The 20183-nt window shown below is 68.5% G+C and carries 16 protein-coding genes; 8 read left to right on the top strand and 8 right to left on the bottom strand.

What is annotated here, in order from left to right:
• Positions 1-19 precede the first annotated feature (19 nt).
• Positions 20-1501 (bottom strand): replicative DNA helicase, encoded by a 1482-nt coding sequence (dnaB, locus tag ACIBG6_RS18000; RefSeq protein ID WP_399223556.1) that lies wholly within the window; start codon positions 1499-1501, stop codon positions 20-22.
• Positions 1502-1925: 424 nt separating this feature from the next.
• Between dnaB and ACIBG6_RS18005 the strand changes: the two genes are divergently transcribed.
• Positions 1926-3263, top strand: coding sequence for an MATE family efflux transporter (locus ACIBG6_RS18005; protein ID WP_399223557.1), 1338 nt, complete (start codon positions 1926-1928; stop codon positions 3261-3263).
• Between the two features lie 85 nt (positions 3264-3348).
• Here the strand turns inward: ACIBG6_RS18005 and rplI are convergent, their stop codons facing one another.
• The 4 genes from rplI to rpsF all read right to left on the bottom strand — a co-directional run bounded on the left by rplI (position 3349) and on the right by rpsF (position 5072).
• Complete coding sequence (rplI, locus tag ACIBG6_RS18010) at positions 3349-3795, bottom strand: 50S ribosomal protein L9 (RefSeq protein ID WP_399223558.1); 447 nt, start codon at positions 3793-3795, stop codon at positions 3349-3351.
• Positions 3796-3813: 18 nt separating this feature from the next.
• Positions 3814-4050 carry a 30S ribosomal protein S18 gene (gene rpsR / locus ACIBG6_RS18015; protein ID WP_003967857.1) on the bottom strand — a complete coding sequence of 79 codons (237 nt, stop codon included), beginning with the start codon at positions 4048-4050 and terminating at the stop codon, positions 3814-3816.
• A 58-nt stretch (positions 4051-4108) separates the two neighbouring features.
• The gene (locus ACIBG6_RS18020) at positions 4109-4708 is read right to left on the bottom strand and encodes a single-stranded DNA-binding protein (RefSeq protein WP_384569243.1); all 600 of its coding nucleotides are present in this window, start codon (positions 4706-4708) and stop codon (positions 4109-4111) included.
• Between the two features lie 73 nt (positions 4709-4781).
• On the bottom strand, positions 4782-5072 hold the full coding sequence (gene rpsF, locus ACIBG6_RS18025; protein ID WP_005482942.1) for a 30S ribosomal protein S6: 291 nt from the start codon (positions 5070-5072) through the stop codon (positions 4782-4784).
• 286 nt (positions 5073-5358) lie between these two features.
• Here rpsF and ACIBG6_RS18030 point away from each other — a divergent pair, with 286 nt between their 5' ends.
• From ACIBG6_RS18030 to ACIBG6_RS18040, 3 genes are all read left to right on the top strand, one after another.
• Complete coding sequence (locus tag ACIBG6_RS18030; RefSeq protein ID WP_399223559.1) at positions 5359-5676, top strand: hypothetical protein; 318 nt, start codon at positions 5359-5361, stop codon at positions 5674-5676.
• A 119-nt stretch (positions 5677-5795) separates the two neighbouring features.
• Positions 5796-6914: a peptidoglycan bridge formation glycyltransferase FemA/FemB family protein gene (locus ACIBG6_RS18035; RefSeq protein WP_024760417.1), complete on the top strand. Its 1119-nt coding sequence runs from the start codon at positions 5796-5798 to the stop codon at positions 6912-6914.
• Positions 6915-6996: 82 nt separating this feature from the next.
• A complete protein-coding gene (locus ACIBG6_RS18040; protein WP_399223560.1) occupies positions 6997-8028 on the top strand; it encodes an alanine racemase in 1032 nt (343 codons plus the stop codon).
• A gap of 15 nt (positions 8029-8043) precedes the next feature.
• Here the strand turns inward: ACIBG6_RS18040 and ACIBG6_RS18045 are convergent, their stop codons facing one another.
• Positions 8044-9591, bottom strand: a complete 1548-nt coding sequence (locus tag ACIBG6_RS18045; RefSeq protein ID WP_399223561.1) for a glycosyltransferase family 87 protein — start codon at positions 9589-9591, stop codon at positions 8044-8046.
• A 125-nt stretch (positions 9592-9716) separates the two neighbouring features.
• Positions 9717-12524, bottom strand: a complete 2808-nt coding sequence (locus ACIBG6_RS18050; RefSeq protein WP_399223562.1) for a transglycosylase domain-containing protein — start codon at positions 12522-12524, stop codon at positions 9717-9719.
• A 369-nt stretch (positions 12525-12893) separates the two neighbouring features.
• Between ACIBG6_RS18050 and ACIBG6_RS18055 the strand changes: the two genes are divergently transcribed.
• The 3 genes from ACIBG6_RS18055 to ACIBG6_RS18065 all read left to right on the top strand — a co-directional run bounded on the left by ACIBG6_RS18055 (position 12894) and on the right by ACIBG6_RS18065 (position 16040).
• The gene (locus ACIBG6_RS18055) at positions 12894-13574 is read left to right on the top strand and encodes a helix-turn-helix transcriptional regulator (protein ID WP_329622335.1); all 681 of its coding nucleotides are present in this window, start codon (positions 12894-12896) and stop codon (positions 13572-13574) included.
• 50 nt (positions 13575-13624) lie between these two features.
• Entirely contained in the window at positions 13625-14707 is a 1083-nt protein-coding gene (locus ACIBG6_RS18060) for an inositol-3-phosphate synthase (RefSeq protein ID WP_399223563.1), read from the top strand.
• 73 nt (positions 14708-14780) lie between these two features.
• Positions 14781-16040, top strand: coding sequence for an MFS transporter (locus ACIBG6_RS18065; protein ID WP_399223564.1), 1260 nt, complete (start codon positions 14781-14783; stop codon positions 16038-16040).
• Between the two features lie 99 nt (positions 16041-16139).
• On the opposite strand, the gene ACIBG6_RS18070 is transcribed toward ACIBG6_RS18065, so the two are convergent.
• The gene (locus tag ACIBG6_RS18070) at positions 16140-17606 is read right to left on the bottom strand and encodes a CCA tRNA nucleotidyltransferase (protein WP_399223565.1); all 1467 of its coding nucleotides are present in this window, start codon (positions 17604-17606) and stop codon (positions 16140-16142) included.
• A 190-nt stretch (positions 17607-17796) separates the two neighbouring features.
• Here ACIBG6_RS18070 and ACIBG6_RS18075 point away from each other — a divergent pair, with 190 nt between their 5' ends.
• Positions 17797-20175, top strand: a complete 2379-nt coding sequence (locus ACIBG6_RS18075) for a DUF6049 family protein (RefSeq protein WP_399223566.1) — start codon at positions 17797-17799, stop codon at positions 20173-20175.
• Positions 20176-20183: the final 8 nt, after the last annotated feature.

Consider the following 20183-nt stretch of genomic DNA (forward strand, 5'->3'; position numbering starts at 1 on the left):
GCCGCTCACTCGCGCCCGGTCAGGTCTGGGCCATGTCCACGAAGCGCGAGTAGTGGCCCTGGAAGGCCACGGTGATCGTGGCCGTCGGGCCGTTACGGTGCTTGCCCACGATGATGTCCGCCTCGCCGGCCCGCGGGGACTCCTTCTCGTAGGCGTCCTCGCGGTGCAGCAGGATCACCATGTCGGCGTCCTGCTCGATCGAGCCGGATTCACGCAGGTCGGAGACCATCGGCTTCTTGTCGGTGCGCTGCTCGGGACCACGATTCAGCTGGGAGAGCGCGATCACGGGCAGCTCCAGCTCCTTGGCGAGGAGCTTGAGGTTTCGCGACATGTCGGAGACCTCCTGCTGACGGCTCTCCTGCCGCTTGGAGCCGCCCGACTGCATCAGCTGGAGGTAGTCGATGATCACGAGCTTGAGGCCGTTGCGCTGCTTGAGCCGGCGGCACTTCGCGCGGATCTCCATCATCGACAGGTTCGGGGAGTCGTCGATGTAGAGGGGCGCCTGGGAGACGTCCGGCATGCGGCGGGCGAGCCGCGTCCAGTCCTCGTCGGTCATCGTGCCGGAGCGCATGTGGTGGAGCGCGACCCGGGCCTCCGCCGAGAGCAGGCGCATCGCGATCTCGTTGCGGCCCATTTCGAGGGAGAAGATGACGCTGGGCAGGTTGTGCTTGATGGAGGCCGCCCGGGCGAAGTCCAGGGCGAGGGTCGACTTACCCATGGCGGGACGGGCCGCGATGATGATCATCTGGCCGGGGTGCAGTCCGTTGGTGAGCGAGTCGAGGTCCGTGAATCCGGTCGGCACACCCGTCATCTCACCGCTGCGGGAGCCGATCGCCTCGATCTCGTCGAGGGCCCCCTCCATGATGTCGCCGAGCGGCAGGTAGTCCTCGGTGGTGCGCTGCTCGGTGACCGCGTAGATCTCGGCCTGCGCCGAGTTCACGATCTCGTCGACGTCTCCGTCGGCCGCGTAGCCCATCTGCGTGATCTTGGTGCCGGCCTCCACGAGGCGGCGCAGCACCGCGCGCTCGTGGACGATCTCGGCGTAGTACGAGGCGTTGGCCGCGGTCGGTACCGACTGGACCAGGGTGTGGAGGTAGGAGGCGCCGCCGACGCGGGTGATCTCACCACGCTTGGTGAGTTCGGCGCCGACCGTGATGGGGTCGGCCGGCTCGCCCTTGGCGTAGAGGTCGAGGATCGCGGCGTAGACGGTCTCGTGGGCGGGCTTGTAGAAGTCGTTGCCCTTGATGATCTCCACGACGTCCGCGATGGCGTCCTTGGAGAGCAGCATGCCGCCGAGGACGGACTGCTCGGCGTCGAGATCCTGCGGGGGGACTCGCTCGAAACCGGAGAGTCCGCCGTCCCACGGGCCGTCGTTGCCGCGCTCGTGCCGGTCGTCACGCCCGCGGCCCCGGCCGCGCCCTTCTCCTCGGGTACGGGTGGGCAGCCGGTCGCTTGGTCCGCTGTCGGCCCAAGGGTCGTCCATGGGCTCGGGAACGCTCACCAAGCCACCTCCTCCCGTCCGCTCCGCGGACCTCGCCGTGCCACTCTTTCTTACGCCACGGCCTTGATCAACGAGTGGCTTTGCGACCGCTGCTGGCGCGTCGGGTGCCGGACCACGGTAGGCCCGCGAGGAGCGTCAGCCAATCTGGTTATCCACAGGGCCTGTGGGTGAACGGCCAGATGCTGTGGAGAACTCCCCGGATCCTGTGCACGGAGCGGGGGACAGCCATGTGGACAAACTCATAACACCCCCAGCCTCACCCATCTGACCTGCACCTTTTCCATCCACGGCCTGTGGGGGAGAAAAAGTTCTCCCCCCGGGCCAAGATCAGAACAAACGGCCCACACCCGAAGCCCCGCGCCATCGCGGAGTAATAGTCTCAAGGACATTGCATCTCTTACCTGTGGAAGATTAGATTGACCCCATGATCCAGGCCCCCGCGACCCCCAAGGCCGTCCGTCGGCAGCACGACCGCGAGATCGTCTCCCTCGCCCTGCCGGCCTTCGGCGCTCTCGTCGCCGAGCCGCTCTTCCTGATGGTCGACAGTGCCATCGTCGGCCACCTCGGTACCCCCCAGCTCGCGGGTCTCGCGATCGCCGGTGTCTTGCTGTCCACCGCCGTCAGCGTCTTCGTCTTCCTCGCCTATGCGACCACGGCGGCCGTCGCCCGGCGCGTCGGCTCCGGCGACCTCCAGGCCGCCATCCGACAGGGGATGGACGGTATCTGGCTCGCTCTCCTCCTCGGAGCTGCCGTCGTCGCCGTGACCCTGCCCACGGCCCCTTGGCTCGTCGACGTCTTCGGCGCCTCCGACACGGCCACCCCCTACGCCGTGACCTATCTGCGGATCTCCATCCTCGGCATCCCCGCCATGCTGGTCGTCCTGGCCGCCAGCGGCGTCCTGCGCGGCCTCCAGGACACCCGTACGCCGCTCTACGTGGCCGTCGGCGGCTTCGCCGTGAACGGAGCGCTCAACCTCACGCTCGTCTACGGCGCCGGCCTGGGGATCGCCGGCTCGGCCTGGGGCACGGTCATCGCCCAGTGCGGCATGGCCGCCGCCTACCTCGTCGTGGTCGTACGGGGCGCCCGGCGCCACGGCGCCTCCCTCCGCCCCGACGCCGTCGGCATCCGAGCCTCCGCCCAGGCCGGCGCCCCCCTCCTGGTCCGTACGCTCTCGCTCCGCACCATCCTGATGATCGCCACCGCTGTCGCGGCCCGGATGGGTGACGCCGAGGTCGCCGCCCACCAGATCATCCTGTCCCTGTGGAGCCTGATGGCCTTCGCCCTCGACGCGATCGCCATCGCGGGCCAGGCCATCATCGGCCGCTATCTCGGCGCGAACGACGCCGACGGCGCCCGCCAGGTCTGCCGCCGCATGGTCCAGTGGGGCGTGCTCTCAGGGGTGGTGCTCGGCGCGCTCCTCATCGTCGCCCGCCCCCTGTTCATCCCGCTCTTCACCGGCGACACCATCGTCCAGGACACCCTGCTCCCCGCCTTGCTGGTGGTCGCCCTGTCCCAGCCGATCTCCGGGGTCGTCTTCGTCCTCGACGGAGTGCTCATGGGCGCGGGTGACGGCCCCTATCTGGCCTGGGCCATGCTGCTGACGCTCGCGGTCTTCGCCCCGGTCGCCCTGCTCGTCCCGGTGCTCGGTGGCGGACTGACCGCCCTCTGGTGGGCGATGACGTTGATGATGACGGTCCGGATGGTGACGCTCTGGCTCCGGGCGCGCTCTGGCCGCTGGATCGTCACGGGCGCCACGCGCTGAACGTTTCACGTGAAACAGCGGAAGGGCCGCACCCCGAGGGGTGCGGCCCTTCCTTACTGCTCAGCGCAGAGCGCCGGCGGCAGCGTTACGCGGCGACGATCTCGACGCCGAGCTTCACGGCAACGTCGGCGTGCAGACGCACGGACACCTGGTGCGAGCCCAGGGTCTTGATCGGCGAGCCGAGCTCGACGCGACGCTTGTCGACGTCGGGGCCACCCGCGGCCTTGATCGCCGAGGCGATGTCGGCCGGGGTCACGGAGCCGAAGAGACGGCCGGCGTCGCCGGAGCGAACAGCCAGACGGACCTTCGTACCCTCGAGCTGGGCCTTGACCTGGTTGGCCTGCTCGATGGTCGCGATCTCGCGGATCTTGCGGCCGCGGCGGATCTGCGCCACGTCCTGCTCGCCACCCTTGGTCCAGCGGATCGCGAAACCACGCGGGACCAGGTAGTTGCGAGCGTAGCCGTCCTTGACGTCGACGACGTCGCCGGCGGCGCCGAGGCCAGAGACCTCGTGGGTCAGGATGATCTTCATTTTTCGGTCACCCTTTCCTTATCGCGCGGTGGACGTGTAGGGCAGCAGCGCCATCTCACGGCTGTTCTTGACGGCCGTGGCGACGTCACGCTGGTGCTGCGTGCAGTTGCCGGTGACGCGGCGGGCACGGATCTTGCCGCGGTCGGAAATGAACTTCCGCAGCATGTTCGTGTCCTTGTAGTCCACGTACTGGGTCTTGTCCTTGCAGAACGCGCAGACCTTCTTCTTAGGCTTGCGCACAGGCGGCTTCGCCATGGTGTTTCTCCTGTGTGATCAAGAAGTGGGAGTACGAGCCACTTCGAGGGCGTGTGCCCTAGAAGGGGGGCTCGTCCGAGTAGCCGCCGCCGGAGCCGGAGCCGGAGTTCCCGCCCCAGCTGCCTCCGCCGCCCTGCTGGCCGCCGGAGCCGCCGGAAGGAGCACCGGTCGCCCACGGGTCGTCGGCGGGAGCACCGCCGCCACCCTGCGGGGCACCGCCGCCGGAGTTTCCACCCCAGCTGCCGCCACCCTGCTGCTGGCCACCGCCGCCGTAGCCGCCCTGACCACCGCGACCAGTGGTCTTGGTGACCTTGGCCGTGGCGTTCTTGAGGCTGGGGCCGACTTCCTCGACGTCCAGCTCGTAGACCGTGCGCTTGACGCCCTCACGGTCCTCATAGGACCGCTGCTTCAGCCGGCCCTGCACGACGACGCGCATGCCTCGCTGAAGCGACTCGGCGACGTTCTCCGCCGCCTGACGCCAGACCGAGCAGGTGAGGAAGAGGCTTTCGCCGTCCTTCCACTCGTTGGTCTGACGGTCGAAGGTGCGGGGGGTGGACGCGATACGGAACTTCGCGACCGCCGCACCGGACGGGGTGAAGCGCAGCTCGGGGTCGTCGACAAGATTGCCGACGACCGTGATGACGGTCTCGCCTGCCATGGGGGAACCTCTCGGCGGGATTGCTTCTGGCTGCTTGTAGCTACTCGAACCCGATGACCTCTGAGCTAGAAGCTCAGTGGGTCTCGGGGCGGAGGACCTTGGTCCGGAGGACCGACTCGTTCAGGTTCATCTGGCGGTCGAGCTCCTTGACGACCGCAGGCTCGGCCTGCAGGTCGATGACCGAGTAGATGCCCTCGGGCTTCTTCTTGATCTCGTACGAGAGACGACGACGGCCCCAGGTGTCGACCTTCTCGACCTTTCCATTGCCCTCACGGACGACGGAGAGGAAGTTCTCGATCAGGGGGGCGACAGCGCGCTCCTCCAGATCGGGGTCGAGGATGACCATCACCTCGTAGTGACGCATGTGGAACCCACCTCCTTTGGACTCAGCGGCCACGGTCGTTCCGTGGCAGGAGGGTCGTGATGCGTAAACAACGGTATCCGCCACCACTGACAATCCCCCTCGACGAACGAGGGGCACCGTCGAGATCCAGGACGGACCCAGGGCAGACACCGGTGCAGACCGTACAGAGTACCTGCACATCGGCCTGCGGTTGAAATTCACCGGTGAGGGGACGCAATCTGTACACATCGGAAGTCGGCGGCGCTAAGATGCGCCGCCGTCCGGCAGGCACGCCAGGAGGTGCCCCATGGCACAGGCAATGCGACCCGACCCCGGCCATTCCCTCTTCTCGACCGACGGCAAGCCACACCCGCTCCAGGACACGCTGCTCGCCGTGACGCTGGTGCTGGGCCTGCTCTCCTTCGTCACCGCCCAGTTCCACAGCCTCCACCTGCTGAGTTCCTGGTCGGGGCTGATCGGCATCCTGACCGGGGCCTACGGACAGTTCATCTCCGTGACGACCCGCGAGCGCTTCGCACTGGTCGTCGGACTCGGCCTGGCGGCGGTGGGCTTCTACCTCGGCATGGCACACGGCGGTCTCTTCGGAGGCGTCATCAGCGGCTGAGCCCGGCGGCACGTCAGGACGTACACGCCCATCCGGGGCGCTCCCCGGTCACAGTAGGCTTCGGCGCGAGAGCCGGAGCCCCTGACCGATGGGGACACACCTGCCGAGGAGCGCCCCGCATGAGCCTGACCCTGAGGACCATCAGCCGTGAGCAGCATCTGGGATTCATCCAGAGCCAGCCCGCGGCGAGCCACTGCCAGGTCCCGGCGTGGGCTGATGTGAAGACCGAGTGGCGCTCGGAGAACCTCGGTTGGTTCGACAAGAACGGCGAGCTCGTCGGTGCCGGTCTGGTGCTCTACCGCCAGCTTCCGAAGATCAAGCGCTACCTCGCGTACCTCCCCGAGGGCCCGGTCATCAACTGGCACGCGCCCAACCTCGACGACTGGCTGCAGCCGATGCTGGCGCACCTCAAGCAGCAGGGCGCGTTCTCGGTGAAGATGGGCCCGCCGGTCGTCATCCGCCGCTGGGACGCCGCCGCCATCAAGTCCGGTATCCAGGACCCGGACGTGAAGCGCCTCAAGGACGTCGAGGCCACCCACATCGAGCCGCGCGCCTTCGAGGTCGCCGACCGGCTGCGGAAGATGGGCTGGCAGCAGGCCGAGGACGGCGGCGCCGGCTTCGGCGACGTCCAGCCCCGCTACGTCTTCCAGGTCCCGCTCGCGAACCGCTCGCTCGACGACGTCCTCAAGGGCTTCAACCAACTGTGGCGCCGCAACATCAAGAAGGCCGAGAAGGCCGGCGTCGAGGTCGTCCAGGGCGGCTACGAGGACCTGGCCGAATGGCAGCGCCTCTACGAGATCACGGCCGTCCGCGACCACTTCCGGCCGCGCCCGCTCTCGTACTTCCAGCGCATGTGGACCGTCCTCAACAACGAGGACCCCAACCGCATGCGGCTCTACTTCGCCCGCCACAACGGCGTGAACCTGTCCGCCGCGACCATGCTCGTCGTCGGTGGCCACGTCTGGTACTCCTACGGCGCCTCCGACAACATCGGCCGCGAGGTCCGGCCCTCGAACGCGATGCAGTGGCGGATGCTGCGCGACGCCTACGCGATGGGCGCGACCGTCTACGACCTGCGGGGCATCTCGGACTCGCTCGACGAGACCGACCACCTCTTCGGGCTCATCCAGTTCAAGGTGGGCACGGGCGGCGAGGCCGTCGAGTACGTCGGCGAGTGGGACTTCCCGCTGAACAAGCTGCTCCACAAGGCGCTCGACATCTACATGTCCCGCCGCTGAGCGGCGTCGCTTCGGCGACGGTTCCGTAGTCTCGTACATATCTTTGATACACCGCTGCCACCAGAAAGGTTCCGGGCCGGCCATGGCGCTCTCCCTCTACGTCGACACCGCTCGCTGGCGCGCGCACCAGAAGACCGTCATCGACCAATTCCCCGGTCTGATCCCGGTCTGCAAGGGCAACGGCTACGGCTTCGGGCACGAGCGCCTCGCCGACGAGGCCGCCCGCTTCGGCGCCGACATGCTCGCGGTCGGCACCACCTACGAAGCCGCGCGCATCAAGGACTGGTTCAGCGGCGACCTGCTGGTCCTCACCCCCTTCCGACGGGGTGAGGAACCGGTTCCGCTGCCCGACCGGGTCATCCGCTCCGTGTCCTCCGTGGACGGCGTCCACGCCCTGGTGGGCGCCCGCGTCGTGATCGAGTGCATGAGCTCGATGAAGCGCCACGGCGTCCACGAGGAGGAGCTCCAGCAGCTCCACGCCGCCATCGAGGACGTACGGCTCGAAGGCTTCGCCCTCCACCTCCCGCTGGACCGCCCGGACGGCACCGACGCGGTCGAGGAGGTCATCGCCTGGATGGACCGGCTGCGGGCCGCCCGTCTGCCGCTGCACACCATGTTCGTGAGCCACCTGCGGGCCGAGGAACAGGCCCGGCTCCAGCAGCAGTTCCCGCAGACCCGGTTCCGCGCGCGGATCGGTACCCGGCTCTGGCTGGGCGACCACGACGCCACCGAGTACCGGGGCGCCGTCCTCGACGTGACCCGGGTCGCCAAGGGGGACCGGTTCGGCTACCGCCAGCAGAAGGCCGCGTCGGACGGCTGGCTGGTCGTCGTCGCGGGCGGCACCTCGCACGGCGTGGGCCTGGAGGCCCCCAAGGCGATGCACGGCGTCATGCCGCGCGCCAAGGGCGTCGCACGGGCGGGTCTGGCCACGGTCAACCGGAACCTGTCGCCCTTCGTCTGGGCGGGTAAGCAGCGCTGGTTCGCCGAGCCGCCGCACATGCAGGTGTCGATCCTGTTCGTGCCCTCCGACGCCCAGGAGCCCCGCGTCGGCGACGAGCTCGTCGCGCATCTGCGCCACACCACGACGCAGTTCGACCGGCTCGTGGAGCGCTGAGCCGGTCGAGCACGTTCACCCCCGGGGGCCCGGTTCCGATTCCGGTTCTTCCCCGGGGGTGTCTTGTTCCACCTCTCCGACCGTGCCCCACTGCACCCGCGGTCCCTCCACCGCCGGTGCGGCGTGCCGGGCCGGGTGCGCCGCTCTGCCCGTGACGAAGACGTCCTCGGCACCGTCCAGGACGCCCCCTGAGGGGTCGTCCGAGCCGTCCTGCCTGACCGGGTCCTTCTCGGGCATGAGGATGTCGCGTACGACCATGACGCACAGGTACAGCGTGCCGAGCAGGTGCAGGACGATCGCGAACTGGTAGCCGTCGACCGGCAGTCCCTGCTTGTTGCCGCTGTTCATGAAGGCCAGGTACATCCAGATGCCCAGGAAGTACATGACCTCGCACGCCTGCCAGATCAGGAAGTCGCGCCAGCGCGGCCTGGCGAGGGCCGCGAGCGGGACGAGCCACAGCACGTACTGCGGCGAGTAGACCTTGTTGGTCAGAACGAACGCGGCGACGACCAGGAAGGCCAGCTGGACGAAGCGGGGCCTGCGGGGAGCGTTGAACGCCAGGAAGCCGAGGGCGACCACGGCGACCACCATGAGCATCAGCGCGTACAGATTGGCCTTGTCCGGCGTGATCGAGGTGCCCGTCCGCTGGCTGACCAGCAGCCAGACCGAACCGAAGTCGACGTTCCGGTCACGGCTGAAGAGATAGAACTGCTTCCACCCCTCGGGCGCCATCAGCATCACGGGCAGGTTCACGACCAGCCACGCGCCGGCGGCGCCGAGCACGGCCGTCCCGTACTCCCGCCATTTCCCCGCGCGCCAGCAGAGCAGCAGCAGCGGGACCAGGAGCAGTATCGGGTAGAACTTCGCGGCCGTGGCGAGGCCGAGGAGGATGCCGAAGCCGAGCGGCCGGCCGCGCGACCACAGGAGGACCGCGGCGGAGGTCAGCGCGACGGCCAGTATGTCCCAGTTGATCGTCGCGGTGAGCGCGACGGAGGGCGCCAGGGCCACCAGGAGACCGTCCCAGGGGCGGCGGCGGTGCGTCCGGGCCACACAGACCGCGAGGACGGCCGCGCAGACCATCAGCATGCCCGCGTTGACCATCCAGAACGTCTGCTCGCGGTGGTCCATGGTGCCGCTGCCGGGCGTCAGCCAGGCCGCGACCTCCATGAAGAGGCCCGTCAGGACCGGGTACTCCAGGAACGGTATGTCGCCGCTCAGCCGGTCGAAGTAGGGGACCAGGCCGTCGGCGAACCCGCGCCCGGAGAAGAGGTGCGGGATGTCCGAGTAACAGGCGTGGGTGTACTGGGAGGTGGTGCCCCGGAACCAGGCCCAGTTGTAGCAGGGCAGTTTCTGCACCATGCCGAGGGCGAACATCCCGATGGCCACGAGGGCGATCACCCGCACCGGTGTGAACTGACCGGCGCCGATCAGGGCACGGCGGCCGAAGGGACCGCCGATCAGCTCGCTGCCCGCGGCGGCCACCTCGTCACGGTGGGTGGGGATGACCGCCGGCGGGCCCTGCGGCCGGTCCTGCGGCTCGCGCGTCTTCTGGAGGCTCGGCATGGGGGACATCCTGCCGTACGTCCCTGGGAAAACGGCGAGGGCCGCCGCGTCCGGCCCGTACGGAAGGTACGGACGGACGCGACGGCCCTCGCTGTGTGCCCTGCCCTGGGAAAGGGCGGCCGGGATCAGGGGGTCCAGGCCCCGTCTCCGTCTCCGCCGCCGGGGCCGCTCCCGCCGTTCCCGTTGCCCGGGTCGTCCGTCGACGCCGAATCGGTCGGTGTCGGCGCCTCCGTCGTGGTCGGCGGCGTGGTCGTCGGTTCACCCGTGTTGCCGCCCGGGTCGCCACCCGGGTTGTTGCAGTCCCAGTCGAAGACGTCGCAGGTCGTCTTGTCCGGCTTCGGCGACTTCGTCGTCGTCGGGGGAGTCGTCGTCGGCGTGGCCGGGGGAGTCGTCGTCGGCGCCGTCGTCGTCGGCGCCGCCGTGGTCTCGGTGGGCGTCGGGGTGGGCGTCGGCGACGGCGTCGGGCTGGTGGCGCCACCGCCGAAGACGGGCTTGGCGTCCTCCAGCTTCTCGGGCTCGGGGAACTTGACGTCCGGCATGTCCTTGACGGCGTCCGTCATGTAGTCGTTCCAGATCTGCGAGGGGAACGACGAACCGTGGATCGTGTCCCGGTCACCCGTGCCGTACATCTCCTCGAACTCGCGGTTCTTCTTCGTCTCGTCGTCGTCGAAGCGGTACATGTCGATGGCGGTCGACAGCTGCGGGGTGTAGCCCACGAACCAGGCCGACTTGTTGCCGTCGGTCGTACCGGTCTTGCCGGCGACGGCACGGCCCGGGATCGCGGCCTTGCGGCCGGTGCCCTCCGGGTCCTCCACGACGGACCGGAGCACGTCGGTGACGTTGCTGGCGATGGCGGACGAGAAGGCCTGCTCGGTCTTGGCCTTGTGCGTGTAGATGGTCTTGCCGCCCTTGACCACCTTCGTCACCGAGAACGGCTCGTTCTGCTCGCCGTTGTTGGCGAAGGTGGCGTAGGCGCCGGCCATCCGGATCGCGCTCGGGCTGGAGATACCGAGGGAGAAGGAGGGCACCTCGCCCTTGACGAGGGAGTCCTCGCGCAGACCGGCCCTGACGGCGGCGTCACGGACCTTGTCGATGCCGATGTCCATGCCGAGCTGCACGTACGGCGAGTTGGCCGACTTGATCATGGCCCGGCGAAGGGTCATGGAGCCGTAGCTCTCATCGCCGTCATTGGTCTGGAGCCACTCGTCCCCCTTCTCGTTCTCCCAGATCTCGCCGTTGTACTCCCGGATCTTCAGCTCGTTCTTGCCGGAGTAACGGCTCTTGTCCGGGTCCACGATCGTGCGGGAGGACGCGTCCTGGACGGGACCGAGGTCCTTGTCCCGAACGCCGTCCTTCATCGCGGCGGCCAGCACGAAGGGCTTGAACGTCGATCCGACCTGGGCACCGGTCGTGTCGGCGTTGTTGGTGAAGTGCTTGGTGGCGTCCTGGCCGCCGTAGATCGCGACCAGCGCGCCGGTCTTGGCATCGACGGAGGCGCCGCCGAACTGGACGTTGGTGTCCGTCTTCGGCCGCTTCTTCGGGTCGATGTGCTCCTTGTAGACCTTCTTGACCGAGTCCTCGAGCGCCTTCACCTTCTTCTTCTCGAAGGTGGTGTAGATCTCGAAGCCGCCGCGCTCCAGCTCCTTGGTGCCGATTCCCTCGGTGTTGTTGTTGATGAAGTTCGCCTTGGCCGTGCTGACCAGGTAACCGATCTGACCGGTCAGCGCCGCGTCCTGCTTGCGCTTCTGCACCTTGGGGAACGTCGTGTACTTCGCGCGCTCCTCGGCCGTGATCTTGCCGTCCTTGACCATCTCGTCGAGGATCCAGCTCCACCGCTTGGTGGCCCGGTCGAGGTTCTTCACGGGCGTGGCCTCGGGGTCGATCTCGGGGTAGCCGGCGGGGTCGTAGTACGTCGCGCCCTTCAGCACAGCGGTGAGCAGCGCCGACTCACTGACGTTGAGGTGCCTGGAGTCCTTGTTGAAGTACGCGCGGGAGGCCGCCTGGATGCCGTAGGCACCGCGCCCGTAGTACGCGGTGTTCAGGTAGCCGGCCATGATGGCGGGCTTCTTGGTCTCGTTGCCGACCTTCATGGAGATGAAGAGTTCCTTCACCTTCCGGGTGACGGTCTGCGACTGGTCGTTGAGGCGGTTGTTCTTCACGTACTGCTGGGTGATCGTCGAACCGCCCTGGGTCTCGCCACCCTTGGCCATGTTCCACACGGCGCGGCCGATACCCATCGGGTCGATGCCCGAGTCGGTCCAGAAAGTCTTGTTCTCGGCCGAGACCACGGCCTCCTGCATGACTGTCGGAATCTGCTCGATGCCGACGATCTGGCGGTTCGTACCACTGCCGGTCGCGACCATGCGCGAGCCGTCTTTCCAGTAGTAGATGTTGTTCTGCGAGACCGCAGTCGCGTCCTCTTTCGGAACGACCACGTTGGAGTACGCGAAGACCGCGCCGCCCATCAGCACGCCGACGAACACCAGGAACGTGCCCGACACGAGCTTCCACGAGGGCAGCCAGCGACGCCAGCCGTACTTGTCGTGGCGCGGGTAGTCGATGATCCGCTTCTTGCCCGGCGGACGACCGCCGGAGCCGCGGCCCGGACCGCTGCCGCGACCGCCACCGCCGCCTCCACCGCGCCGTCCTCCACCGGGACCGGCAGGACCACCAGGGCCCCCGGGGCCGGCTTCGGCCCCCCTTCGGCGGCCACCGCGCTGCGCGGCCCGTCGGGCCTCCGCGCGACCGCCGTAGGCACGCTGCTCCTCCCCATGGGAAGAAGGCGGTCCGTACGAGGCCGAAGGGGCCCCCCTACCGACATCCTGGGCCGGGGCCGACCTGCGGCCCACCGGCTGCTGGGCAGCGCGCCGTGCCGCCGCGCGGCCACCTGTCGGCGGCTCTTGCGACGGCATTTTGCGACGATGCTCGCTCATCGAACGACTACTCCTCGGGCAGGCGCGTACGCCTGGAAGCGGCAGTTGAGTTCCGGTCCCCCCGAAATGCGCACGGACGGAACCCATCGGAGGCCCCTCCGTACCGCAGCCGGTCACCCGCAGCACTGACGCCCCGCGGCATCGCTTGGTTCCCGGTGGTCTGCATGCCGCACAGACTACGCACGGCCAAAACCCACGTAGGGCCCGAGTTCACCCCAAATCAGGCAACTCGATCGCTGTGAATTGACGATGTGACGCCGGTCACGGCGGTCCCACTTGTCGAGACAGTGCGGCCGTTCTATCGTGCTGATGTATCGAGTCGATACATCAGCACGGCATAAGGGTCCCGAGAAGCGGAGGAGGCGACGGATGAGCAGGCGCTCAGGCATCCTCGAGTTCGCCGTTCTCGGCCTGCTCCGCGAGGCCCCGATGCACGGGTACGAGCTGCGGAAGCGCCTCAACACCTCGCTGGGGGTCTTCCGGGCCTTCAGCTACGGGACGCTGTATCCCTGCCTCAAGACGCTGGTCGCCAACGGCTGGTTGATCGAGGAGCCGGGCAGCGCCCCCGAGGACGCTCTCGCCGCTTCACTCGCAGGACGCCGGGCCAAGATCGTCTACCGGTTGACACCGGAAGGTAAGGAGCATTTCGAGGAGCTCCTCACCCACACCGGCCCCGACGCCTGGGAGGACGAGCACTTCGCCGCCCGCTTCGCCTTCTTCGGTCAGACCGAGCGCGAAGTACGGATGCGGGTGCTCGAAGGCCGCCGCAGCCGGCTGGAGGAGCGTCTGGAGAAGATGCGCGCCTCCCTGGCCCGGACCCGTGAGCGACTCGACGACTACACGCTTGAGCTGCAGCGCCACGGTATGGAATCCGTGGAGCGCGAGGTGCGCTGGCTGAACGAGCTCATCGAGAGCGAGAGGGCGGGACGGGATCAGCGATCCGGTCCCGACGCCCCCGCTCTGCACGACAACGATTCTGGAGAAACGGGCGGCCTGCCCCGGCACGGGGGCAGTACCCGGCCGGATCCGTCCGACGACACCGCCAAGTGAAACCCTGCGCACAGCAGGGCTTCCACGATCACAACAGGGAGCAACCGGAAATGGGTTCGGTTCGCGTAGCCATCGTCGGCGTGGGCAACTGCGCCGCCTCGCTGGTCCAGGGCGTCGAGTACTACAAGGACGCCGACCCGGCGGCCAAGGTGCCCGGCCTGATGCACGTCCAGTTCGGCGACTACCACGTCGGTGACGTCGAGTTCGTCGCCGCGTTCGACGTCGACGCGAAGAAGGTCGGCCTCGACCTCTCCGACGCCATCGGCGCCAGCGAGAACAACACCATCAAGATCTGCGACGTCCCGAGCGCGGGCGTCACGGTTCAGCGTGGTCACACGCTCGACGGTCTCGGTAAGTACTACCGCATGACCATCGAGGAGTCCGCCGAGGAGCCGGTCGACGTCGTCCAGATCCTCAAGGACCGTCAGGTCGACGTTCTCGTCTGCTACCTGCCCGTCGGTTCCGAGGACGCTGCGAAGTTCTACGCGCAGGCCGCCATCGACGCCAAGGTCGCGTTCGTCAACGCTCTCCCGGTCTTCATCGCCGGGACCAAGGAGTGGGCTGACAAGTTCACCGAGGCGGGCGTCCCGATCGTCGGCGACGACATCAAGTCGCAGGTCGGCGCGACCATCACGCACCGTGTGATGGCGAAGCTGTTCGAGGACCGCGGTGTCCGTCTTGAGCGCACCATGCAGCTCAACGTCGGCGGCAACATGGACTTCAAGAACATGCTCGAGCGCGACCGCCTCGAGTCCAAGAAGATCTCCAAGACGCAGGCCGTCACCTCGCAGATCCCGGACCGCGAGATGGGCGAGAAGAACGTCCACATCGGTCCGTCGGACTACGTGGCCTGGCTGGACGACCGCAAGTGGGCGTACGTGCGCCTCGAGGGCCGCGCCTTCGGTGACGTTCCGCTGAACCTGGAGTACAAGCTCGAGGTGTGGGACTCCCCGAACTCCGCGGGTGTCATCATCGACGCCCTGCGCGCCGCGAAGATCGCCAAGGACCGCGGCATCGGCGGCCCCATCCTCTCCGCGTCGAGCTACTTCATGAAGAGCCCGCCGGTGCAGTACTTCGACGACGAGGCCCTGGCCAACGTCGAGAAGTTCATCAAGGGTGAGGTCGAGCGCTAAGCGCCACACGCTTGTCGAAGAGGGTCCCCGCGGCGCTGCCCGGGGGCCCTCTTCGTATGTGAGTCTTGCTGCCATGTCCGTCGTACGTGATCTGCGCGTACTCCTGCGCCTGACGAACTTCCGCCGCCTGCTCGCCGTCCGGCTGCTCTCCCAGTGCGCCGACGGCGTCTACCAGGTGGCCTTGGCCACGTACGTCGTCTTCTCCCCCGAGAAGCAGACCTCGCCCACCGCCATCGCCTCCGCCATGGCCGTGCTCCTGCTCCCGTACTCGCTCGTCGGACCCTTCGCCGGGGTCTTCCTCGACCGCTGGCAGCGCCGACAGGTCTTTCTGTACGGGAACCTCCTGCGGGCCCTGCTCGCCTGCGGGACCGCCGTGCTGGTCGTCGCCTCCGTCCCCGACTGGCTCTTCTACGCCTCCGCGCTCTCCGTCACAGCGGTCAATCGCTTCGTGCTCGCGGGCCTCTCGGCCGCGCTCCCCCGCGTCGTCGACGAGGAGCGGCTGGTCGTGGCGAACTCGCTCTCCCCTACGGCCGGCACCCTGGCCGCCACGCTCGGAGGCGGTCTGGCCTTCGGCGTCCGGCTGATCGCGGACGACTCCGACGCGGCCGTGGTGGCCTTCGGCGCCGCTCTCTACCTCCTGGCCGCCCTCGCCTCCCTGCGGATGCCCCGGGGGCTACTCGGACCCGATGCGGAGCTCGTTCCGCAGCGGCTCACCTCCGCGCTGGCCTCCACGGCCCGGGGGCTGGTCGAAGGGTTCCGGCACCTGGCCGAGCGTCGGCCCGCCGCCAGGGCGCTGACCGCGGTGGCCCTGATGCGCTTCTGCTACGGCGCCCTGCTCGTCACCGTGCTGATGCTCAGCCGCTACGCCTGGAGCACCACGGAGTCCGAAGGCCTTGGCCTCCTGGGGATCGCCGTCGCCGCTTCGGGGGCCGGGTTCTTCGCGGCGGCCGTCCTCTCCCCCTGGGCGGTGGGACGACTGGGACCCTTCGGCTGGATGACGCTGTGCGCTGGGCTCGCCGCCGTCCTGGTGCCGACGCTCGGCCTGTTCTTCGACCCCGTGCCCTTCCTCGTCGCCGCCTTCGTCCTGGGGCTGATCACCCAGGGAGCCAAGATCGCGACGGACACGGTGGTGCAGACGACGGTGGACGACGCCTACCGAGGCCGGGTGTTCTCCCTCTACGACGTGCTGTTCAACGTCGCCTTCGTCGGGGCGGCGGGCATCGCCGCGCTGATGCTGCCGCCGGACGGCCGCTCCCCACTGCTTGTCGTCCTCGTGGCGGTGGTCTACGCGGCGATCGCGCTGGCACTGCGAAGGCGACGCACGGAGGGGTGATGTTTCACGTGAAACATCACCCCTCTGCGGCATCGCTGCCTCGGTCACGATCGGGTGGGTGTTTCACGTGAAACACCCACCCGATCTCCCCGACGCGTCTCAGCCGCGCGCCGCCCACCACTCCTTGAGTGCGGCGATCGCCTGGTCGTGCTCCATCGGACCGTTCTCCAGCCGGAGCTCCAGCAGGAACTTGTAGGCCTGGCCGATGGCCGGACCGGGACCGATACCGAGGATCTCCTGGATCTGGTTGCCGTCCAGGTCGGGACGGATCGCGTCCAGCTCCTCCTGCTCCTGGAGCTGGGCGATGCGCTCCTCCAGGCCGTCATAGGTGCGGGAGAGCGCCGCCGCCTTGCGCTTGTTGCGGGTGGTGCAGTCCGAACGGGTCAGCTTGTGCAGCCGCGAGAGCAGCGGTCCCGCGTCACGGACATAGCGGCGCACCGCCGAGTCGGTCCACTCGCCGTCCCCGTAGCCGTGGAAGCGGAGGTGCAGCTCGACCAGCCGCGAGACTTCCTTGATCATCTCGTTGGAGTACTTCAGCGCGGTCATGCGCTTCTTGGTCATCTTCGCGCCCACCACCTCGTGGTGGTGGAACGAGACCCGGCCGTCCTTCTCGAAGCGACGGGTACGCGGCTTGCCGATGTCGTGGAGCAGGGCCGCGAGGCGCAGCACCAGGTCGGGGCCGTCTTCCTCCAGGTCGATCGCCTGGTCGAGCACGGTCAGCGAGTGCTCGTAGACGTCCTTGTGCCGGTGGTGCTCGTCGCTCTCCAGACGCAGCGCGGGCAGCTCGGGCATGACGTGGTCGGCGAGACCCGTGTCCACGAGCAGGCCGAGGCCCTTCCGGGGGTGCGCCGAGAGCAGCAGCTTGTTGAACTCTTCCCTGACCCGCTCGGCGGAGACGATCTCGATCCGGCCGGACATCTCCCGCATGGCCGTGACGACCTCGGGTGCCACCGCGAAGTCCAGCTGGGCAGCGAACCGCGCGGCCCGCATCATGCGCAGGGGGTCGTCGGAGAAGGACTCCTCGGGCGTGCCCGGCGTCCGCAGGACCCGGGCGGCAAGGTCTTCCAGACCGCCGTACGGATCGATGAACTCCTTCTCGGGGAGGGCCACGGCCATGGCGTTGACGGTGAAGTCACGCCGGACGAGATCCTGGTCGATGGAGTCGCCGTAGGAGACCTCGGGCTTCCGCGAGGTCCGGTCGTACGCCTCGGAGCGGTACGTCGTGACCTCGATCTCAAAGCGCTGATCAACATCTCCGACGCGGGCGTCCTTCTGACAGCCGACCGTCCCGAAGGCGATCCCGACCTCCCAGACGGCGTCGGCCCACGGGCGGACGATCTTCAGGACGTCCTCGGGGCGGGCGTCGGTGGTGAAGTCCAGGTCGTTGCCGAGCCGACCGAGCAGGGCATCCCGCACCGAGCCGCCGACCAGCGCGAGGCTGAACCCGGCCTCCTGGAAACGGCGGGCAAGGTCGTCGGCGACAGGGGACACACGCAGCAGTTCGCTGACCGCGCGGCGTTGCACCTGGCTCAGTGCGGTCGGGGTGTCTTCGTTGGCGTTCGGCACAACAGAAAAGGGTACGTGCCCCGGTCCACCGCGACGTCCTCGTTTTCCCGCGGGGCGGGCACGCGGCCCCATCGGCTGGAGCAGTCCCCGGCACTTGCCCCCGGCGTGCCTCGTTACCATGCCTGGACACAGCAACCGGGAACCATCGACACCACTGGCACCACAGACAACGACGAGGATGGGCGAACGCGTGGGCGAGGCGGCAGACATTCAGGGAACCGGTCCCTCACCTGCCCGCCGATGGCTGCGGCGCACCCTCACGGTCGCCGTCGGCGCGCCGCTCCTCGCCGGTCTGCTCCAGGCTCCGACCGCCGCACCGGCGGACGCCGCTGAGGAAGCCACCGTTTCCAAGACGGTCGATGTGTCCCTCGACACGCTGTCCCCGAGCGCACCGGTGGACGGTGACACCGTCACCGTCTCGGGGACGGTAACCAACCGGGGCAAGAAGGCGATCACCGACGCGACCGTGGATCTGCGGGTCGGCCCGATGATGACGAGCCGCAGCGAGATCGACCAGGCGTCGGATCGCACCGGCTACCGGAGCGACAGCGACCCCGCTCCGCTCGACGAGTCCCCCACCGTCAAGATCCCCCGCCTCGGCGCCGGGCTCAGCGCGGACTTCTCCCTCTCGGTGCCGGTCTCCGAACTCGGTCTCGACGAGTTCGGCGTCTACCAGCTGGGCGTCTCGCTCACCGGCCAGACCTCGGACCTGCGCTACGACCGGGTGCTCGGCATCGAGCGGACCTTCCTGCCGTACCAGCCGGAAGCCACCGAGAAGAAGACCCAGCTCACCTACCTCTGGCCGCTGATCTCCTCGGCCCACGTCTCCGCGGAGACGGCCACGGACGATCAGCAGACCCCGGTCTTCGAGGACGACGCCCTGGCCGCCGAGCTGCGTCCCGGCGGCCGGCTGGAGCAGATGGTCTCGCTGGGCAAGGACCTGCCGGTGACCTGGGTGATCGACCCGGACCTGCTGGCCACCGTGGACGCCATGGCCAACGGCTACCGCGTCAAGGACGGCACGGTCCATGTCCCGGGCAAGAACAAGGCCGTGGCCGAGCAGTGGCTGAACGAGCTGGAGACGGCGGTGCAGGGCCGCAAGATCGTCGCCCTGCCGTTCGCCGACCCCGACCTCGCTTCCCTGGCCCATCGCGGCAAGGACGTCCCGGGCTCCCTGGGACACCTCCAGTCGGCGACCTCGCTCGCGGCGATGACCGTGGAGACCGTCCTCCACGTCCAGCCGTCCACCGACTTCTCCTGGCCCGTGGAAGGGGCCGTCGACCCCTCGATCGTGGCCGTCGCCACCTCTGCCGGCGCGAACAAGGTGATCGCCCGCAGCGACAGTGTCCGCGACGACCTCCCCTACACGCCGACGGCGGCCCGCCCCCTCGGCAACGGCAGCACCACGGCCGTCGTGAGCGACGAGCTCCTGTCCACCGCCTTCGAGGGCGACATGGTCCGCGCGGAGAAGTCCACCCTCGCGGTCCAGGAGTTCCTCGCGCAGTCGCTCGCGATCACCCTGGAACAGCCTGAGCAGCAGCGCAGCGTCGTGGTCGCCCCGCAGCGGGTGCCGACCGCCTCCCAGGCGCAGACGATGGCCAACGCCCTCCGTGGGCTGTCCGCCCGGCGCTGGAGCCAACCGATCGAGCTCCAGGCGGCTGCCTCGGCCAAGCCGGACCCGGACGCGTCCACCACGGTGCCCAGCGGTTCCCGGTACCCGAAGCAGCTGCGCGACCGGGAACTGCCCGTCCAGACCTTCCGTGACATGAAGACCACCCGCGACGAGCTGGACGACTTCAAGATCGTCCTGACTCTCCCGGACCGTGTCGTGACCCCGTTCGGCAACGCGATCAGCCGTGAGATGTCCACCTCCTGGCGCGGTCAGGCCAGGGCGGCCGCTGTCTACCGGAACGACGTCCTGAAGTACCTGCAGGATCTCACCGAGGGCATCCAGCTGGTCGACAAGTCGGACCTCACGCTGTCCGGCCGCAGCGCGACGATCCCCGTGACCGTCCAGAACAAGCTGCTCCAGGGCGTGGACGACCTGGTCCTGCGCCTCACCTCCGGCAACGGCAACCGGCTGGAGCTGAACGGCGGGCGATACGCCGAGCTCCCCGTGAAGATCAACGCCGGGCACAGCCAGTCGGTGAAGTTCGACGCCTCGGCCAACGTCAACGGCCAGGTCCCGATGACGGCCCAGCTCTACACCGTTGACGGCACCCCTTACGGGCAGCCGATGACCTTCAACGTGAAGGTCTCGGAGATCACCGCCACGGTGATGCTCGTGATCGCCGGCGGCGTGCTGCTCCTCGTCCTCGCCGGCGTACGGATGTACAGCCAGCGCAAACGGGTCGCGGCCAGGAAGGCGGAGACGGAAGCCGACGAAGCCGACGAAGCCGAGGGATCCGGAACCGAAGCCGAGGAACCCGAGGCGAGTACGGAGACGGAGCCCGCGCCGGAGACGGAGGACGTCGAGGGCGGTGAACCCGAGCAGCCGAGTGACCCGACACCGGACACCGGGTTCGAAAGCGGCGACCCGTCGGGCCCGGGTGAGAAAGTGGACCGTTGAGCGATGTC

It is taken from the genome of Streptomyces sp. NPDC050842, assembly GCF_044456565.1.
In the GTDB taxonomy this organism is placed as follows: Bacteria; Actinomycetota; Actinomycetes; order Streptomycetales; family Streptomycetaceae; genus Streptomyces.